At 47.6% G+C, this 16,015-nt stretch carries 16 protein-coding genes and 1 riboswitch; of the genes, 4 read left to right on the forward strand and 12 right to left on the reverse strand.

The features are described 5' to 3' along the window. Positions 1-35: 35 nt before the first annotated feature. Entirely contained in the window at positions 36-821 is a 786-nt protein-coding gene (locus tag H6G50_RS02540; RefSeq protein ID WP_190712927.1) for an MBL fold metallo-hydrolase, read from the forward strand. A 103-nt stretch (positions 822-924) separates the two neighbouring features. On the opposite strand, the gene H6G50_RS02545 is transcribed toward H6G50_RS02540, so the two are convergent. Together H6G50_RS02545 and H6G50_RS02550 are read right to left on the reverse strand one after the other, a co-directional pair. Next, complete coding sequence (locus H6G50_RS02545) at positions 925-1,119, reverse strand: DUF2949 domain-containing protein (RefSeq protein ID WP_190712929.1); 195 nt, start codon at positions 1,117-1,119, stop codon at positions 925-927. Between the two features lie 115 nt (positions 1,120-1,234). Further along, positions 1,235-1,441 (reverse strand): hypothetical protein, encoded by a 207-nt coding sequence (locus H6G50_RS02550; RefSeq protein WP_190712931.1) that lies wholly within the window; start codon positions 1,439-1,441, stop codon positions 1,235-1,237. A gap of 305 nt (positions 1,442-1,746) precedes the next feature. Next, positions 1,747-1,821, forward strand: a riboswitch (Glutamine riboswitch). On the opposite strand from H6G50_RS02550, the gene H6G50_RS02555 reads away from it, so the two are divergent. Beyond that, on the forward strand, positions 1,804-2,097 hold the full coding sequence (locus H6G50_RS02555) for a hypothetical protein (protein ID WP_347239852.1): 294 nt from the start codon (positions 1,804-1,806) through the stop codon (positions 2,095-2,097). Its footprint overlaps the riboswitch before it by 18 nt. A 495-nt stretch (positions 2,098-2,592) precedes the next feature. Beyond that, the gene (locus H6G50_RS02560) at positions 2,593-5,130 is read left to right on the forward strand and encodes a phospholipid carrier-dependent glycosyltransferase (RefSeq protein ID WP_190712933.1); all 2,538 of its coding nucleotides are present in this window, start codon (positions 2,593-2,595) and stop codon (positions 5,128-5,130) included. Between the two features lie 28 nt (positions 5,131-5,158). Here the strand turns inward: H6G50_RS02560 and H6G50_RS02565 are convergent, their stop codons facing one another. The 10 genes from H6G50_RS02565 to H6G50_RS02610 all read right to left on the reverse strand — a co-directional run bounded on the left by H6G50_RS02565 (position 5,159) and on the right by H6G50_RS02610 (position 15,148). Beyond that, positions 5,159-5,482 (reverse strand): hypothetical protein, encoded by a 324-nt coding sequence (locus tag H6G50_RS02565; RefSeq protein WP_190712935.1) that lies wholly within the window; start codon positions 5,480-5,482, stop codon positions 5,159-5,161. Then, complete coding sequence (locus H6G50_RS02570) at positions 5,466-5,690, reverse strand: DUF433 domain-containing protein (protein ID WP_190712937.1); 225 nt, start codon at positions 5,688-5,690, stop codon at positions 5,466-5,468. The genes H6G50_RS02565 and H6G50_RS02570 overlap by 17 nt, the downstream gene beginning before the upstream one ends. A gap of 55 nt (positions 5,691-5,745) precedes the next feature. Then, positions 5,746-6,780 (reverse strand): helix-turn-helix transcriptional regulator, encoded by a 1,035-nt coding sequence (locus tag H6G50_RS02575; protein WP_190712939.1) that lies wholly within the window; start codon positions 6,778-6,780, stop codon positions 5,746-5,748. A 246-nt stretch (positions 6,781-7,026) separates the two neighbouring features. Further along, entirely contained in the window at positions 7,027-8,259 is a 1,233-nt protein-coding gene (trpB, locus tag H6G50_RS02580; protein WP_190712941.1) for a tryptophan synthase subunit beta, read from the reverse strand. A 102-nt stretch (positions 8,260-8,361) separates the two neighbouring features. Then, entirely contained in the window at positions 8,362-8,691 is a 330-nt protein-coding gene (locus H6G50_RS02585) for a hypothetical protein (protein WP_190712943.1), read from the reverse strand. 114 nt (positions 8,692-8,805) lie between these two features. Further along, entirely contained in the window at positions 8,806-9,480 is a 675-nt protein-coding gene (locus tag H6G50_RS02590; RefSeq protein ID WP_190712945.1) for a hypothetical protein, read from the reverse strand. A 607-nt stretch (positions 9,481-10,087) separates the two neighbouring features. Continuing rightward, positions 10,088-13,912 (reverse strand): cobaltochelatase subunit CobN, encoded by a 3,825-nt coding sequence (gene cobN / locus H6G50_RS02595; RefSeq protein ID WP_190712947.1) that lies wholly within the window; start codon positions 13,910-13,912, stop codon positions 10,088-10,090. Positions 13,913-13,981: 69 nt separating this feature from the next. Further along, positions 13,982-14,467, reverse strand: coding sequence for a DUF3368 domain-containing protein (locus tag H6G50_RS02600; protein ID WP_190712950.1), 486 nt, complete (start codon positions 14,465-14,467; stop codon positions 13,982-13,984). Next, on the reverse strand, positions 14,464-14,709 hold the full coding sequence (locus tag H6G50_RS02605; RefSeq protein WP_190712952.1) for a UPF0175 family protein: 246 nt from the start codon (positions 14,707-14,709) through the stop codon (positions 14,464-14,466). Before H6G50_RS02605 ends, H6G50_RS02600 begins: the two co-directional genes overlap by 4 nt. 187 nt (positions 14,710-14,896) lie before the next feature. Beyond that, entirely contained in the window at positions 14,897-15,148 is a 252-nt protein-coding gene (locus H6G50_RS02610; RefSeq protein WP_190712953.1) for a peptide ABC transporter substrate-binding protein, read from the reverse strand. A 388-nt stretch (positions 15,149-15,536) separates the two neighbouring features. Between H6G50_RS02610 and H6G50_RS02615 the strand changes: the two genes are divergently transcribed. Further along, entirely contained in the window at positions 15,537-15,782 is a 246-nt protein-coding gene (locus tag H6G50_RS02615) for a helix-turn-helix transcriptional regulator (protein ID WP_190712955.1), read from the forward strand. Positions 15,783-16,015: the final 233 nt, after the last annotated feature.

Consider the following 16,015-nt stretch of genomic DNA (forward strand, 5'->3'; position numbering starts at 1 on the left):
AATATAACTGTTTACCGATCGCCGATAACTGAAAAATGTATCTCACTTGGCTCGATAGTAACTCCTGGCTTATTGAACTCGGCACGCAGAGAATCCTGCTGGATCCTTGGCTTGTCGGTTCGCTCGTTTTCAGCAATTCTCCTTGGTTATTCCGAGGACAACGGGACGCTTCTCGTCCGATTCCAGAAAATATTGACTTAATTCTGCTGTCTCAAGGGCTGGAAGATCACGCCCACCCGCCAACATTGGAGCAATTAGATCGCAGCATTCCCGTAGTTGCTTCTCCCAATGCTGCTAAAGTCGTGCAAAAATTAGGCTATCAAAGTGTCACTGCGATCGCGCACGGCGAAACCTATACCCTTAAGGATTGCGTTCGCATTCAAGCCTTTCCCGGCGCTCCAATTGGGCCATTTCTCACGGAAAATGGCTATTTATTAGAAGCGCTAGAAAGCGGGCTGCGCCTCTATTACGAACCGCACGGCTATCATTCTCCCCAAGTCCAGAGTAGCGCCCCTATCGATGTCGCGATTGCGCCCGTTCAAAACTTGGAATTGCCCCTAGCAGGGCCTATCATCCAAGGCTGGGATAGTGCCTTACAAATGTGTCAGATGTTGCAGCCCCAAGTTATTTTACCTACTGCCGCCGGGGGAGAAGTCGTTTATGACGGTCTTTTAGAAGCCTTGCTGCGCGAGAAGGGAAGTGCGGAGGAATTTCGCGCTGTCTTGGCTCAGCATCAACTGGAAACTCGCCTTATCGAACCCGAACCGGGCGAACGGTTTGAATTAAATTTGCTCCCTAAATCAAGAAGCACTACACGATAGCTCGGTAGTGCCTCTTCTTTAAGAGTGGGGTCATATTTCATAAGGTTAAAGACGGTTTTATGAGTTGGATTTCCATTCCGCACGGACAAAAACTCAGTTAAACCTAGGCGGCTTCTAACCAGTCAAAAATTAAATCGAGTTGCTGAAGCGTCACTAATCCATATTGCCAAAGGATCATGGGCAGTTGACTGATGCTGGTGTTGGCTTCGCCGCGACGTAAGGCAGTGGCAATCGATTCAGAGGGAATCGCTAATTCGTCTTGGAGGAAGTTTATAAATTGGTTAGAAATGGGAGACATGGGTTAAAAATAAAGAGGGAGGTGGCACTATTGGGATTGAAATTTATTTTTATTAGCGCTTGAAGATAGGACTTCAGTTTGTTTGGACGAGATTCCGGAATTAAGGGCAGCGAATTTATGCAGCAGCGAGTTGGATTTTTCCCCGGCGCACGGCACGGAATAAACGCGCGATCGCTAGTTTCGTTTGTTCGTCGAGGCTTCCATCGGATACTGCGACTTGTAGCCCCCAGCAGTCTGTTTCTGCCAGTAATCTCGTTTTGCTAGCGGATACAAAAATATCTGCGATCGCATCGGGGAGAAGTTTAGGGGTAGACTGCATCATTTTTGCGTGACGAACTTTGATTCTTCTAAGTGTGCCTGATTTTTCTTACCTTGTTCGTGACCGATCCCCATTTTCGGATGTGAATACGATCGCGTCTATATGTGATGCAAAACACTCGATCCCCGCGATCTCGATCTTAATTTTCCTGAAATTCTCCGTCCGCTTACATGACTCAAAATCAACGCACGACCTGCGTATAAACACTGAAGCGCTAACCAAAAGCTCGTGGATTCTAGCTCGATAGGTGTTGACAGTCGTTAGGAGTGGAGCTATCCTAACGAAGACACAGAAAAACACGGATTTGATTCGTTCATCTTGCCACAGACGATTCAGCCAGTGACGAGACGGAAGTAAGCGATTACGTGCTGAAGGAACGCAAGCTTTCCCCTAGCAATACAGTCACGCCCGCTAAGCATTTGTATATCATGTATGCACCTTTATTCGTTAACTTAGGAGTTGCAGCAGTAGCACTCTACCTAGCTCTCAATACCCCCGAAGAAATCGTTCGAGTAGCGGCTGGCTTTGTCGCAGTTCTTTGTTCGTTTTTAACCCTTTTCTTTGCCCCCTGGCCGGTAAAACTTCTCCTGCTCTTACTGCCCTTCGCGATCGGGAAGTTGCGCCGCCCTCGTAGTCTGTCTGGTAAAGTGGAGAGCTAGCCTTGCTTTGATACGCTTCAAAAGCTCGAACTCGGGAAGTAGGCGGAGTTCGCTCCGGCAAAAAAATGTTGCTTGATATTTTTGCGGAATCGCGCGATCGCTTCGTGTAGAATCCTTTAACCTCTAATTCCTGACTCGCCGTAGGGGCATTTAGTATAATGTCCCTACATTTTTTTGCCTTGGTTCGGGCTACTGGGAGAAAAAGCCCGATAACAGTAGAGGAACGAGTAGAATGGCGATCGCAACGAACAGTAACGTTCCCGGATCGATATTAATCTCGTTGGGGTCTTTTTTGGGATTGTTCATAGCCAGCGCGACCTCGAGCAACTTAGGGATCCTTAAGTATACAAATTATTTTCGGGAGCGATCGAGTTCTATCCCTAAATCCATCGCTGAAGTGTTGGCGGCGAAGGGGTAAACTGATGGCTTATTTGCCAGTAATCGAGGTCAATGTCCGTGAGAAAAGCGCTGCCATCCAATCCCCTCAAAAGAGCGATGCAACGAGATGGATGGATTTTAGCAGGGATCTGGCTGGAGATCGCGCTTTGCGATCGCATTTGGCTAAAGTGCGATCGCGCGATTCCCGCTTGGGATCAAACCAACCACCTCACCGGCACTCTGAACTACCTCAACGCCTTCCAGCACGCGCAATGGTTCTCCCTCAACTGGTGGCGTAGTTTGTGGATGCTTTCATCAAAAAATCCGCCCCTTCCTTACATCGCGACTGCCCCCTTCCAACAGCTATTCGGGCGCGGGCAAGATTCCGCGATGCTGGTGATGCTACTTTGGAGCGCCCTTTTGCTCGCTTGCACCTATGCTTTAGGAAAATATCTTTTCAACCGCCAAGTTGGACTGATAGCCGCCTGCATGGTTGCAATTATGCCGGCAATGTACCTAAATCGGCTCCAGTACCTCGTCGATTATCCCCTAGCTGCCCTCGTTACCGCCAGTTTCTATTGCCTGACGCGCTGGCAAACAGTAAGTAATCCATCTCCCCCTCCCCCCGTCTCCCCCTCTCCCCGTCTCCCCCTCCCCCCGTCTCTCCTCAATGCGTTAGGATTTGGCTTCTTTCTCGGACTGGCAATGCTGACTAAGCAGTCCGTTATCTTCTTTTTATTCGTTCCTTCGGTTTGGGTGGTAGCGCAAAATTTGTGGCGGCGGGCTTGGGGAAGATTGCTGCAATTACTGCTTGCCTTTATCTTAGCGGGCGCGATCGCTTTTCCTTGGTATAGTACGAATTGGATTTATTTCATCGGCAATTTTCAAAGCGGCATTGCTTCTGCTGCCGTTCGGGAAGGGGATCCGCCCCTCAATACCCTCGCCGCTTGGACGTACTATTTTAAGCTGTTTCCGGCTGCCTTCTCTTGGCCGTTGTCGATCGTGCCAATTGTTGCTTTACTGTTAGCGGCGGGGCGGAAATTTATTGCGGCGCGATCTCGTAGGGATTCGCTTCGCGGCGCGCATCCTAGCTTGGTTTCGCTGCGATGGTTGGCGTTGTTTATCGCTTCTTCCTACTTACTCTGTTCGGCATTGGTGAATAAGGACGCACGCTATATTGTGCCGATGCTTCCGGCGTTGGCGGTGGTGCTGGCTTGGGGGTTGACGTTGTTACCGAAACGCTGGGGAGGCGCGCGCTGGGGCGTTTTGGGGCTGGGGGCGTTACTGGCGATCCTTAATTTATTTCCCCTAGGCGGCGCGGCGATAGGTTCGGGGTTGCGCGCGTTTTCGCTGTCCAATCCTTCCTATCCTTATACAGGTATCGATCTGCCCCAACAAGCAATCGTTGCAGAGATTATCCGCACGACACCGCAATTGCAAGCAACGGTAGGCGTAATGCCGGTTACGCCGCCGTTCAATCATAATAATTTTAATTATTATGGGGCTTTAGCGAATTTTCAGGTTTATGGGCGCGAAGTCGGCGTTAGAGATCGCCGCGTCGAACGGGATTTGCGATCGCTGGATTGGTTTATTACTAAAAATGGTGATTTGGGGACGGATAAACCTTCAACGCTGGAGTTGGTACGGCGCGTTGAAAGTAGCAACGATTTTAAACTGCAAAAAACTTGGCAGCTACCCGATGGCAGCCTCACGAAGTTATACCATCGCCTCGTCCCCTCCGTGCAAGTACGGACGCTATCCGGAGAAATACTGAGAGTGCGTTTGGACAGCGCGATCGCGCCTGCGGTCGTGCCGCCGGGACAACCCGTTCCCGTAACTTATACTTGGTCTGGGGGTTTGCAGCAGTTGCGTTCTGGGATAGTTTTATTGAGTTGGCAGCCGACGTTTGCCCCGAATTCCGGCGGTTGGATTCACGATCGCGCGATCGGCAACGGGCAACTCTTTTCGGGCAATTTAACCGCCGCGCAACAGCAACAATCGTTTGAAGTGGTGGAACGGACGGCGATGTTACCGCCGACAAGCTTAGCACCGGGAACCTATCGACTTGAAGCGACTTATTTAAACCGCGAGACGGGGGAACGTTACCCGATTGCCGTTCCTTCAGTTAATATACGGGTTGACTCGAATGCGCCCCCAACTCCCGCCCCCGAACTCGATCTTGTTACCCAACTCCGCAACTTAGCCCAAAAACTTCCCCAAGGAATTACTGCCCTAGACCCCGTTTTCGATGACATTGGGCGTATTAATCAATATGACCCCGTACAAGATTATACGCAGCAAGCCGAGATTTCTTTAAAAGCACGCTTGCAGCAAGATCCGAACAATGGGGAGTGGGCTTATGCGCTAGCATTATCGCAAGTCTTGCAGGAAGATGCGGAGGGTGCGATCGCGGCGTTGCAAAATGTGGTTCGTCTCGATCCGCAGAATCCTTACGCCCATGCTTATCTCGCCTTTGTTTACCTCTACAGTTGGCGGGGGAAAGCCGCACAAAACGCCTTAAAACCCGCGATCGTGCTGCAACCCAACAGTCTCGAAATCCAAGCCTTAAACGGCGTTTCTGCACTGATGCAGGGGCATTTAATTGAAGCTTGGCAGACTTGGGAAAAAATCGGAAATAGAATTAAAAAGATATAGAGCATCCTCGACATTACTGTTTCCATTACTAGCTGCTAACTTCAATGACTTCCCCCGCCGCAATAGTATCCAAAACTTTACGAGTATTTGGGAGTAATGGAAGCAAGTCGGAAAGCTTATTGCTCGGTGCGACAAGAACGACGACAGCGACTCCAGCAAGCTGTAGATTTTGTTCGTATCGCAAGTTGCGATCGGTCGTCAGAAGAAGGGTAAAACCCTCTTGAATCATGAGCTTCAACAATTCACCATTCTTCTTTCCCGACCATCCCATCTCCACAACTGTGCGTATTTCACGAGGAACAAATTCGCGCTTTAAAGGTCGCGGAACGCATTCATCAAGCAGGATTCGCATAGGCGCTCAACATTTCCTTCGCTAATTCAAGCGCCGAGATCGTCTGTTCCCGACTCACACTAGGAAAGTGATCGAGAAATACTTCTAATGAATCACCGGCTTCAAGATAATCCAGTAAGGTTCGGATCGGCACGCGAGTTCCCACAAAAACCGGAGTTCCTCCCAGAATATCGGGGTCGCTATGAACAACACGAGATGTTAATGTCATAACTCAATACAGCCAAACGACGACCAGCCTTTACATTCATGATATCCCAATCTGTTTAATCCTCTCGAGCAATTTCTACTTGAGAGAGGGCAGGTGGCATATAAATTGAGAGATTGCGAGCGTTTAAAAGCTCTGGCTGGACTTCACAAGCAACCTGCCAATACTGAATCGCTGGAACTTCGATTGCAGCAATCTGGTTGAGGTTAAGAAACTCAAAATACCCGTCCTCATCCTCTTCAATAATGAATCGTTCCCCTAAATGAGCTTCTGGATAAATATCTGGGTCATCAGACGCAATTCTTAGCTCCTCTAAACTGAAATAAAGTTTTCGCTCTAAATAGTGTGAAGTGATTTCGCCGTCGCTCCAGTAAATTTTACAAGTCTGAAAATAACTATAAGAATCCCAATCTCCGTCATTTTCTTGATATTTTTCAACAATTTCTTTTGAAGCTTTTGCCAGAGTTTCAGAAATCTCAAATAAATTTGAAATTTGTGAAAGGGTTGAATCGGAACTGACTAAATCCCAGTCAGTTAGAATTCGATAAACTTCGGGATTAAAGAAAATTGGAGCATCACTATAGTCATCAGAGTAAAGATTAAGGGACTTTAAAAACTTGAGATTTATGAATAATTTATAATTATTCAGTGCCTCGAAGTTCATCCAGGAGAATGAAGTAGGATTGTCGCTAATTTCGGGCAAAGAACTATGAATTTTTTCACAAGCTACCGTATCAATGGGGTAATCAAACTGTCGGGAGATTCCCTTAAGCTTTAAAATGACTCCGCCATGATGAGCAACGATCTCTTCAGCGTTCTTGCGGAGAGCGACAAATGCGGCTGGGTAAAAAGTTCTAGAAATTTCCGATAAGCCCAGGATTTCATCGACAGAACAGTTGAGAATTATCGCTAAATCCTTAAGCCCGCTTGAGGGAATATTCGTTTTACCGGACTCCCAACGTTGGACGGTTTGCTGAGTTGTCTTCAATTTTTCAGCAAGAGCAATTTGGGTCAAATTATGGGCTTGACGCAATTCTTTTATTTTATTCACGGAACTTTTACACATTTTACGCGTATTTACAAGATAGCACATTACACGCTTAATGTGTATAGTAATTTTGTCAATGCCGAGTAGTTGACCGGCTCTTTAGGAATTCTGCGTGTTGCAAAATTGCGTTGAAGAGGAATAAATCGTTGAGTTTTTATTGCCTTAATTCTCAATAACGCTTGCGCTTAATAAAACAGAAAGTAGGGTGCGTTAGCGGAGCGTAACGCACCATTTCCTGAACTTAAAATCAAGAGAAATCTATTTTATTTTCGCCCGATTTAATTAAAGCCTCTACTTTTTTTTCAGATACTTCTCCACCGCATTCACGTCCTTATCGCCGCGCCCGGAACAATTAATCACAATCCGAGGACTGCCGGTTAATTGCGGGCAGAGAAACTCTAAATAAGCAAAGGCATGGGCAGTTTCCAACGCTGGAATAATCCCTTCGAGTTGAGCGACGCGCTGGAAGGCTGCGATCGCTTCGGTATCCGTAACGCTATAATACTCTGCGCGCTTCGTCTCCATCAAATAGCTGTGTTCCGGGCCGACTCCAGGATAATCCAACCCCGCACTAATTGAATGCGCCTCAATCACTTGACCCTCATTATCCTGCAACAGGTAGCTCATTGCCCCGTGCAACACCCCCGGACTGCCTTTCGTCAGCGTCGCCGCGTGCTTGTCGGTATCCGTCCCTTCGCCCGCTGCTTCCACACCAATCAACCGTACCGACGGTTCATTGATAAACTCGTAAAATAAGCCCATTGCATTGGAACCTCCGCCGACGCAAGCCACTAAAATATCGGGCAAACCCTGCCATTTTTCCTGACATTGCTGGCGCGTTTCCGTACCGATAACGGCGTGAAAATCGCGCACCATCATTGGGTAAGGGTGCGGGCCTGCCACCGAACCGAGGATATAATGGGTTGTGCCGACATTCGTTACCCAATCGCGAATCGCTTCGGAGGTGGCATCTTTGAGCGTTCCCGTTCCCGCTTCTACGGGTTGTACCGTTGCACCGAGTAAACGCATCCGAAAGACGTTCAACGCTTGGCGTGCCATATCCTGAATGCCCATGTAAATGACGCATTCCATCCCAAAGCGCGCGCAGACGGTTGCTGTGGCTACACCGTGCTGTCCCGCCCCGGTTTCGGCAATGATGCGCTGTTTGCCCATGCGTTTGGCAAGCAGGATTTGGGCGAGGGCGTTGTTAATTTTGTGCGCGCCGGTATGGTTTAAATCTTCGCGTTTGAGGTAAATTTGCGGTCCGGAACCATCGGGTTTTGCATACTGCACGCTCAAGCGTTCGGCAAAGTAGAGGGGACTCGGCCGTCCGACGTAATCTCGCAACAATCCTTGCAGTTCGTCTTGAAAATCGCGATCGCGCCGATATTTTTCGTAAGCTGCTTCCAGTTCGCTGAGGGCGGGCATGAGCGTTTCGGGAACGTATTTGCCGCCGAATTGACCGAAGCGTCCTAGGGGATCGGGAACTTGAGGTTGAGACGATTGAATCGGAGTTACAGTCACGGTTGTGGGAGAGGGCGGTAAGGGTTATTCGAGTTTTTTATTATACCGAAGCTGTGGCGAGAATCGTTAGCCTTAAGACGATACTTCAAAATTAACAGGGCGCTATCGAGTCCTTCGTGAAGATTGGCGAGGGTTGGAGAGTTTGTATCTGCCCTCGAAAAGGTTATATATCCAAGCGCACTTTTTGCCTTTCCCCCATCCAGATAAAATCTGGCTGTAAGTTCGTTCGCAATAGCTTCTAATGAGCGAATAGGCGGCTTGTTGAATGCGATCGTGGAGAAATTGATAGGAGACGGCAAGTTCGGGTTGCTCTGTTTCTAATTCTCGAGCTTGATAAAATTTGTAGATTTCGGAGATGGGAACGATTAATCCTTCTTGTAAGGCTTTCCAGAGTGCGGTAGCCGTTTCCGTAGCCGTGCGATCGCACACCATTGCTTAGGGTGCGTCTGTTCGTAACGGGTGAGGTTGAGCATTGCGAGCGTATGAAACGAGGACTCAATCCTAATAATAATTATTCTTTTCTAGAGGCGAAACGCATTATCCCTGTTAAGGACGATAGCCATCAATGAGAACCGATGCGATTGCAGCGGTATCTTTACGATAGTCTTGCGTTTCGTAAGCACTTCCCGATTGAGAGGAAGCGTAAGTTCCGGCAAAGTTCCCTGGAGTCCCGTTGGTGCGAAAACTGATATTGGTTGCTGGGAAATTTGCGAAGCGGACGTATTCTCTCGATTCGTTGTCGGTGTTGTAACTGAGGGTTGCTTTGCCGTAAACTTTCTCTGCTAGCGAGATCGCGCTTCCCGCTCCGATGCCTTCGGCGGTACGATACTTTGAATTGTCTGTCATTAGCAGTGGAATTGGATCGGCATCTGTTAGCGGTTCGGAACTTAAATGCAGGATATAGTATTGCACTTCTCCTTTTTGGCGCACGGGAATGGCGTTGATATCGACCATGAAGGGTTCGTCTTCGCCAAATTCAGCTTTACCGGCGAGTTTTTGTTTGAGTTCGCTTAGTTTCATGCCCAAGCGAGCTTCGCCAATGCCTTGAGGGGAAATTAGATATTCTTTTGCGATCGCTGGAGTTGGAGGAGTTTCTCTCGGCGAGGGACTTGATGCGATCGCTGGCGAAGTGGAAGCCCCATTTTCAGAGGTTGGAGGCGTTACTGACGCGCAACTGACTAAAACAATGGAAAGGAGGAGGGAAGAGGATAGTTTAAACATTGTTCTACGGTTTGAAGGAAATTGCTTCCTCGATCTTACTCCATTCCTATTTGTTACTTTACTTCATAAAAATCGCGGTTTTTTTTAAAATTTTTCTTGTTTTTCTTTCAGTTTTGGGGTATATTTTAGATAATGGAAATATTAACTTTTTCAAAATTTTGGCACAGATTTCCATTATCCAATAAATATATCCTAATTCACCAGAAAAAGCAAGCCCCATTTTTCAAAAAAAATCCCCATTCTTCGCCTCAGTTAACTAACCTTTTTAACCGTTATATAAGACTTACCCATGCCTTGCGGCTAATCCTCAGCACTATTGGAAGTTCTAGTTTTTAGCAAACGAATCGTACTTCAGTCTTAAAGCTTAATAACATCACGATTCCTTATTCATCATCCATTATCGAATGGCACTGACTTAAAGCTGGTGGGCGCTGCCCACCCTACGAAATATCTAACCTTATACCAATTTAAGATTGCGTTGCCTAGAAGAAACTCTCCTAAATTCTCAGGATAACGGTGTGTTACGCTTCGCGCTCCACACCCTACTTTTCATTCTATGCAGCTTCACATCAATCTGGTATTACTATTCATTATTCATCATTCATCATCAATTATCCATTGTCTCAATCACGCCTTCGGCCTCATGAACCAACCCTCGTAACTGCTCCAATAGCGCTGGGGAAGCAGAAGACCATAACTTGCGCTGATGGGCTTCTATAAGTCGTTCTGCCATATCCCGCAACGCCCAAGGATTCTTTTGTTGAATAAAATTTTGTACCTCCGGATCGAATAAATACGCCTTAGCAACGCCCTCATACATAAAATCCTCAACGCAGCGCGCCGTTGCATCGTAAGCAAATAAATAATCCACCGTTGCCGCCATTTCAAACGCTCCTTTATAACCGTGACGCATCACTCCTGCAATCCACTTTGGGTTAACGACGCGAGAACGATAAACGCGAGCAACTTCTTCTTTTAAATGGCGAACGCGGGGATGAGTGGGAATGGAATTATCGCCGAAGTACGTCGTCGGATTTTTCCCAGTCAGCGATCGCACCGCAGCGGTCAATCCGCCTTGGAATTGATAGTAATCGTCGGAATCGAGGAGGTCGTGTTCGCGATTATCTTGGTTGTGGAGGACAATTTGGAGTTGTTGCAAGCGTCTCGAAAAAGATTCGGGAGCGGCGGTACTTTTAATTCTTCCCGTACTGGCAGAAGCCGTATAAGCATAACTGCTCCAGTTGAGATAAGCACGAGCTAAATCTTCATCCGTTTCCCAATTTTGCGCTTCGATTAAGCCCTGCAATCCCGCACCATAAGCACCGGGTTTCGAGCCAAAGATTCGATATAAAGCGCGTTTTTCGGCTTCTCGAGTTTCTAACCCCTTCTCAAGCCAGAATTCCTTATCCTGCTTGACTTTGGCGGCAAGGGGATTTTGCTCTGGCGGCTCGTTTAAACTTGACACGGCGGCGATCGCGTCGTACACTAATTTAATTAAATTGGGGAAACTATCTCTAAAAAAGCCCGAAACCCGCAACGTCACATCGACTCGAGGCCGCCCCAACGCAGACAGCGTAAGGATTTCAAAGTCTACCACCCGCCGCGATAAACCATCCCAAATCGGCTTCGTACCGAGCAAAGCAAGCACTTGCGCGACATCATCTCCCCCCGTTCTCATCGTCGAGGTTCCCCAGACAGAGAGGGCGAGGGTTTGGGGGTATTCGCCGTTCTCTTGGGCGTAGCGTTCGATCGCGGCTTCGGCGGCTTTTCTACCCGTATCCCAAGCCGTTTCGGTAGGAATAGCGCGGATATCGACGGAGTAGAAGTTGCGCCCGGTGGGGAGAACTTCTGCTCGTCCCCGCGTCGGCGCTCCCGATGGCCCACTGGGGATATATTGCCCTTCGAGTCCGCGTAGCAAGTTGGTTATTTCTTGGGGCGTTTGTTGCAGGGCCGGGAGGAGAGTCGTTTGAATCCAGGTGAGTTCTTTGTGGGAGAGGGGGAGAAGAGATAATGGAGAATGGATAATGGATAATGGAGAATTTTCGGAAAGAAGAAGAGTTTCAACGAGGTAAGCGGCGATTTGCTCGATGATTTCGACGACATCGCCCCAAGTTCTCGGTTTATGCTCGTTTTTAGCGCAGAACGATTGGAAAAATTCTGCTGGTGTTGAGGGCTGGGATAGTTGGTGAAACCTCTCGACTGCAAGAAATTCTGGAAGAACGGCGCTATGGCTATAATTTGCAGTTAATGGGTCAAAATCGAGATTAAAATCGGCAGCCAGCGCCCGCGTTAGTCCCAAACGATTTTGTCCGGGATGGCGCGCGATCGCGACAATTAAATCTCGCAATTGCCGCCCTTCTGGACAAACGCCAAATATATGTAGCCCGTCGCGAATTTGGGCTTCTTTCAATTCGCAAAGATAGCCGTCGGCAACGCTTAAAAAGCGAGTCAGGGTATCGCCTTCAAGATTATCGGCTCCCAAATCGCGATCGATATTTTCCTGGCGCGCCAGTTTGATAATGCGATCGCCAATTAATTTTAACCGCGACGGATCCAGCGTTTGCGCCTCATAATACTCATCGATTAACCCCTCCAACTTTTGCAAAGAACCATATAACTCTGCCCGCGTTAACGGCGGCGTTAAATGATCTAAAATTACCGCAGCAGCACGACGCTTCGCTTGCGAACCTTCCCCCGGATCGTTGACAATAAAAGGGTAAAAGTGAGGAATTGCACCCAACGCCACTTCCGGGAAGCAATTTTCCGACAGCGCAATACTTTTTCCCGGCAACCATTCTAAATTACCGTGTTTTCCCACATGAACGATCGCCTGGGCGTGAAACTGCGATCGCAACCAATGATAAAACGCTAAATAATCCGGTGTCGGTTCCAAGTCCGGTGCGTGGTAATTTAAAGATGGATCGCGATCGTAACCGCGTGACGGTTGAATTCCGACGAAAATATTGCCCAATTGAATTCCCGCGATCGCAAAATTCTCCCCCTCCTTTAACTGCCCCCAACGTTCCTCAATACGTTGACGAACAGTTACGGGTAACACCCTAAAATACTCCCCAAATTCTTCCCCCCTTAATTCCTGCCAAACTGGACGCAATTCTTGCCCCTCCAAATCATTCGTTCGTCCGGCAGTCAGCCAAGCAATCAATTCATCGCCTGTCGCCGGAACGCGATCGATTGTATATCCGGCTGCTTGCATTTCCTGAAGAATTTGCACGCAACTTTCCGGCGTATCCAAGCCTACCCCATTCGCCAAACGAGCATCTTTATTCGGATAATTAGCAAGGATAAGCGCAACCTTGCGATCGCGAACCGAAGTTTGTTTTAACTGTACCCAACTCGCCGCAAGTTCGGCAACAAAATTTACGCGATCGCTTCTCGGCTGATACGTTACAACCTCCGTCTCTAACGCTGCATTCCAAACTTGAACTGACTTAAAAGAAATCGCTCGCGTAATGACTCGTCCATCTACTTCCGGCAGCGCCACATTCATCGCCATATCCCTCGGACTTAACCCCTGAAAACTCTCTGCCCACTGTTCCTCCGTTCCGCCACTTAAAATTACTTGCAGCACCGGAATATTTATCTGCTGCCAAAGTTGCGGCTGTTCTTCAGTATCGATTTGCAATAGAGAAAAGCTCGTTGTATTGAGGAGTAATTCAATCCCGTTTAAGTAAGAAGAAAGTTCCCTTTGAATCTCGCGATCGCGTAATGAAGAAACAAACACCGGAATCGGTTCCAAATTTTGCTCTATTAAAGCTTGACAAAGCCCCTCAATAGGTGTAATGTTACCTGCTAAATAATGAGCGCGATAAAATAGTAAACCGACCTTACCCCGGTCGGGTGCATCCTGACGTTCCGATCGTGCGTAACGATAAAAGCCAATGCGAGGCACTTCTTGGGGAGACGGCGGATTGTAGCTCGTATTCAAACAAAGATCGGTAACAAATTGCAGCATAGCGGTATAGTTTTCAACTCCGCCTTCCACCAAATACTGCCAAACGCGATCGCACTTCGCCAGCGCTAAGGTAGAATGACTCATCAAAGTCGGATCCGCGCGATCGTCCCCCGGCAAAATCAATAAAGCCGCGCCTGTTTCCGCCGCAACTTCCTTCACCACTTCCAACCCATACGACCAATAAGAACGTCCCCCCAACAAGCGCAAAATAATAACCTTTGCCTTGCTTAAAACCGTCTCTGCATAAGTATCGATGCTGAGTTGCTGCTGAAGTTGTAAAAGATTGGCACAGCGAATCGCAGGAAACCCTTCAGGAAGATGAGAAATTGCCGCCGCCAAAGTTTGAATATCCGTATCCGCCGCCGTCAGAAATACAATCGGTGCGGCAGTTTGTTCGATAAAAATAACGCCTTCTGCATTGGGGTTCCAACCTCCCGGCGTGGCAGCAATTCGGTGCATGGTTTTAGGAATAAAAACTGTATAATAGGAAGAGATAGTACCGCTTTCTTTTACGCTTCTACTGAACTCCTACTCGCCTGCCGCATTCAAGACAAAGTTGTATAATTGCTCGCTAACTCTAAACTCAACTTCATTAATTAATCGATCCATTAAAGGCTTAATTGCTAAAATTAAGCCTTTTCTCTTCGCCTCCAATAGAACTCCTAAAACACCAGTTAAATTAATCCCATACTGGCTTGCAATCTTTCTGCCAAAGCGTTCATCTATAATTAAAAAGTCTGCTTTTAATTCCATCGCCAAAATAATTGCTTCTGCCTCCCCGGCATCTAATTCCGAGCGAAGGGCTTCAACTTGACGAAGATCGTAAACTTGCTGAGTCTCAATCCACGCTAAGCTTTGAACTTCAGATGCACCCGGTACTGTTCGCTCGATACAGACCATTTCACGATAAACGGCTTGGGGAATAATTACTCTACCATAGAGTTGTCGAAGAATATCTAGCTGACCGATACCTGCTAAACTTGTAATTGGTGAAGTATCGCTGACAACAATCATAATCTTCCAAGCTCTCTTAGCGTTTTCAGATCGGACTCAAAATCTTCGACATCATAGTTAATCGTTAAACCGCGTTTGCCGAGTTCTCGACGAAATTCAATAAGATTCATTCCCAACCATTGACAAGCTCGCCCGCTACTGATTTTTTCTTGCTTGTAAAGCATAATTGCTATTTCCAGAGCGAGTTCTGCTGGTGACATTTTTGTAGCTGCAACAATATCTTTTGGAATCAGAACATCCATTTCAATCCTCCTGTTTTTCAAGACAAATATTGTGCTAATAGTTTCGATCGCGGTAACGTAGCTTGCGCTAAATCGCACGACGATGCTTTTAATTTAGCGAATTTGGTCGAGAACAATTCGACCTTAATTTTTCCTAAGAGTGTGTACCACAATTGTAGGGTATAGCACTGCTATGCCCTACGCCCATTCAACGCAGCACGAACCGCCGAATCAGAATGCTAACGACTTCTCCGGGTTGAGTGCTAGGTTGCAGGGGACTCCAATCGCTCGCTGGTGCAAATCCCAAACGATGCAGCTTGTGGATGGTGTGGGTTACGCCTGCGGGAGAACCGATAAGGATGGTTTTGACGGTTTCGCGTTGGGGTAAGGGGACAAACGTCGTATCGCTGCTAGGAGTCGCAGTGGTTGCGGGCGGTTGGGTTAAAAAGCCGATCGTCATGGCGGTTAAATAGCTCTTCAAGGGTAACTACATTTATGTAGTGAATCCATGATAACTCATAACCGCATTTATGTAGTGATTTACGCCTTAGCCGTCCTCTGACCGAAAATAATGGGATACAGAGCTACGCCCTTCTAGGGCGGATGCCTGATGGTAGGATAAAGGCATCCGCCACACAGTCAGAGACTCGCGCCAAGAGCGGAGGAACCTGTCTCGCAATGGGCGTAATTTCCTGGGAAAGTTTTGGCTCCAAGGGAGCAGAAAGAATTTTCTCATACAGCGGTGGGGCGCATCGCCGTGAATTTTGGTGAGGGTAAAGTCATTAGACTCCCTACGATCCAAGAATCCTCGCATCTTTAGGGCGAGGAGCCGTCAAAGGATTAGGGTTATGGGACGAGCCGGTAAAGCCCTCAAGCAGGTGCTAATAGAGTACAAAATCAGTCAAAATAAACTTGCGATCGCGTTAGATGTTCGAGGTTCGGTTGTTTATCGTTGGTTTCACGAGCAAGTCGATCCGACGGGCGATACGATCGCGCAAATCGTGCGAGCGTTGCGAAAGCTAAATCCGGAAGCAGCGGAATTATTTGTGCGGTTATATTTGAGCGAATTATTAGAAGAAGAAGAGGACACATAATTTAAAGGCAATGCGATCGCGCTTTAACAAAAAAACATCATTTCTGCATTGAAAGACTATCGATCGACCTTTTTTTAAGAACTGTAGAGACGTTGTATACAACCCACATTCCGCACGACAAAAAGTAGTTGCTCTGTGCGACAGGTGAGAGGGAGTAGGAGTCAAGTCCCCTGATGAGGGAAAATGAAATCATGGCACTGTAGCTTATTGACCACTCAAAGATGAATTCCCCC

The organism is Oscillatoria sp. FACHB-1406, from assembly GCF_014698145.1.
Lineage (GTDB): Bacteria > Cyanobacteriota > Cyanobacteriia > Cyanobacteriales > Spirulinaceae > FACHB-1406.

Excerpts from the sequence above, each read along its gene's own strand:
- cobN (WP_190712947.1), bottom strand. The coding sequence starts at position 13,912 with ATGCACCGAATTGCTGCCACGCCGGGAGGTTGGAACCCCAATGCAGAA.
- H6G50_RS02585 (WP_190712943.1), bottom strand. The coding sequence starts at position 8,691 with ATGGTGTGCGATCGCACGGCTACGGAAACGGCTACCGCACTCTGGAAA.
- H6G50_RS02610 (WP_190712953.1), bottom strand. The coding sequence starts at position 15,148 with ATGACGATCGGCTTTTTAACCCAACCGCCCGCAACCACTGCGACTCCT.
- H6G50_RS02600 (WP_190712950.1), bottom strand. The coding sequence starts at position 14,467 with ATGATTGTTGTCAGCGATACTTCACCAATTACAAGTTTAGCAGGTATC.
- H6G50_RS02550 (WP_190712931.1), bottom strand. The coding sequence starts at position 1,441 with ATGATGCAGTCTACCCCTAAACTTCTCCCCGATGCGATCGCAGATATT.
- H6G50_RS02545 (WP_190712929.1), bottom strand. The coding sequence starts at position 1,119 with ATGTCTCCCATTTCTAACCAATTTATAAACTTCCTCCAAGACGAATTA.
- H6G50_RS02565 (WP_190712935.1), bottom strand. The coding sequence starts at position 5,482 with ATGCGAATCCTGCTTGATGAATGCGTTCCGCGACCTTTAAAGCGCGAA.
- H6G50_RS02615 (WP_190712955.1), top strand. The coding sequence starts at position 15,537 with ATGGGACGAGCCGGTAAAGCCCTCAAGCAGGTGCTAATAGAGTACAAA.
- H6G50_RS02575 (WP_190712939.1), bottom strand. The coding sequence starts at position 6,780 with ATGTGCTATCTTGTAAATACGCGTAAAATGTGTAAAAGTTCCGTGAAT.
- H6G50_RS02570 (WP_190712937.1), bottom strand. The coding sequence starts at position 5,690 with ATGACATTAACATCTCGTGTTGTTCATAGCGACCCCGATATTCTGGGA.
- H6G50_RS02590 (WP_190712945.1), bottom strand. The coding sequence starts at position 9,480 with ATGTTTAAACTATCCTCTTCCCTCCTCCTTTCCATTGTTTTAGTCAGT.
- H6G50_RS02540 (WP_190712927.1), top strand. The coding sequence starts at position 36 with ATGTATCTCACTTGGCTCGATAGTAACTCCTGGCTTATTGAACTCGGC.
- H6G50_RS02605 (WP_190712952.1), bottom strand. The coding sequence starts at position 14,709 with ATGGATGTTCTGATTCCAAAAGATATTGTTGCAGCTACAAAAATGTCA.
- H6G50_RS02560 (WP_190712933.1), top strand. The coding sequence starts at position 2,593 with ATGCAACGAGATGGATGGATTTTAGCAGGGATCTGGCTGGAGATCGCG.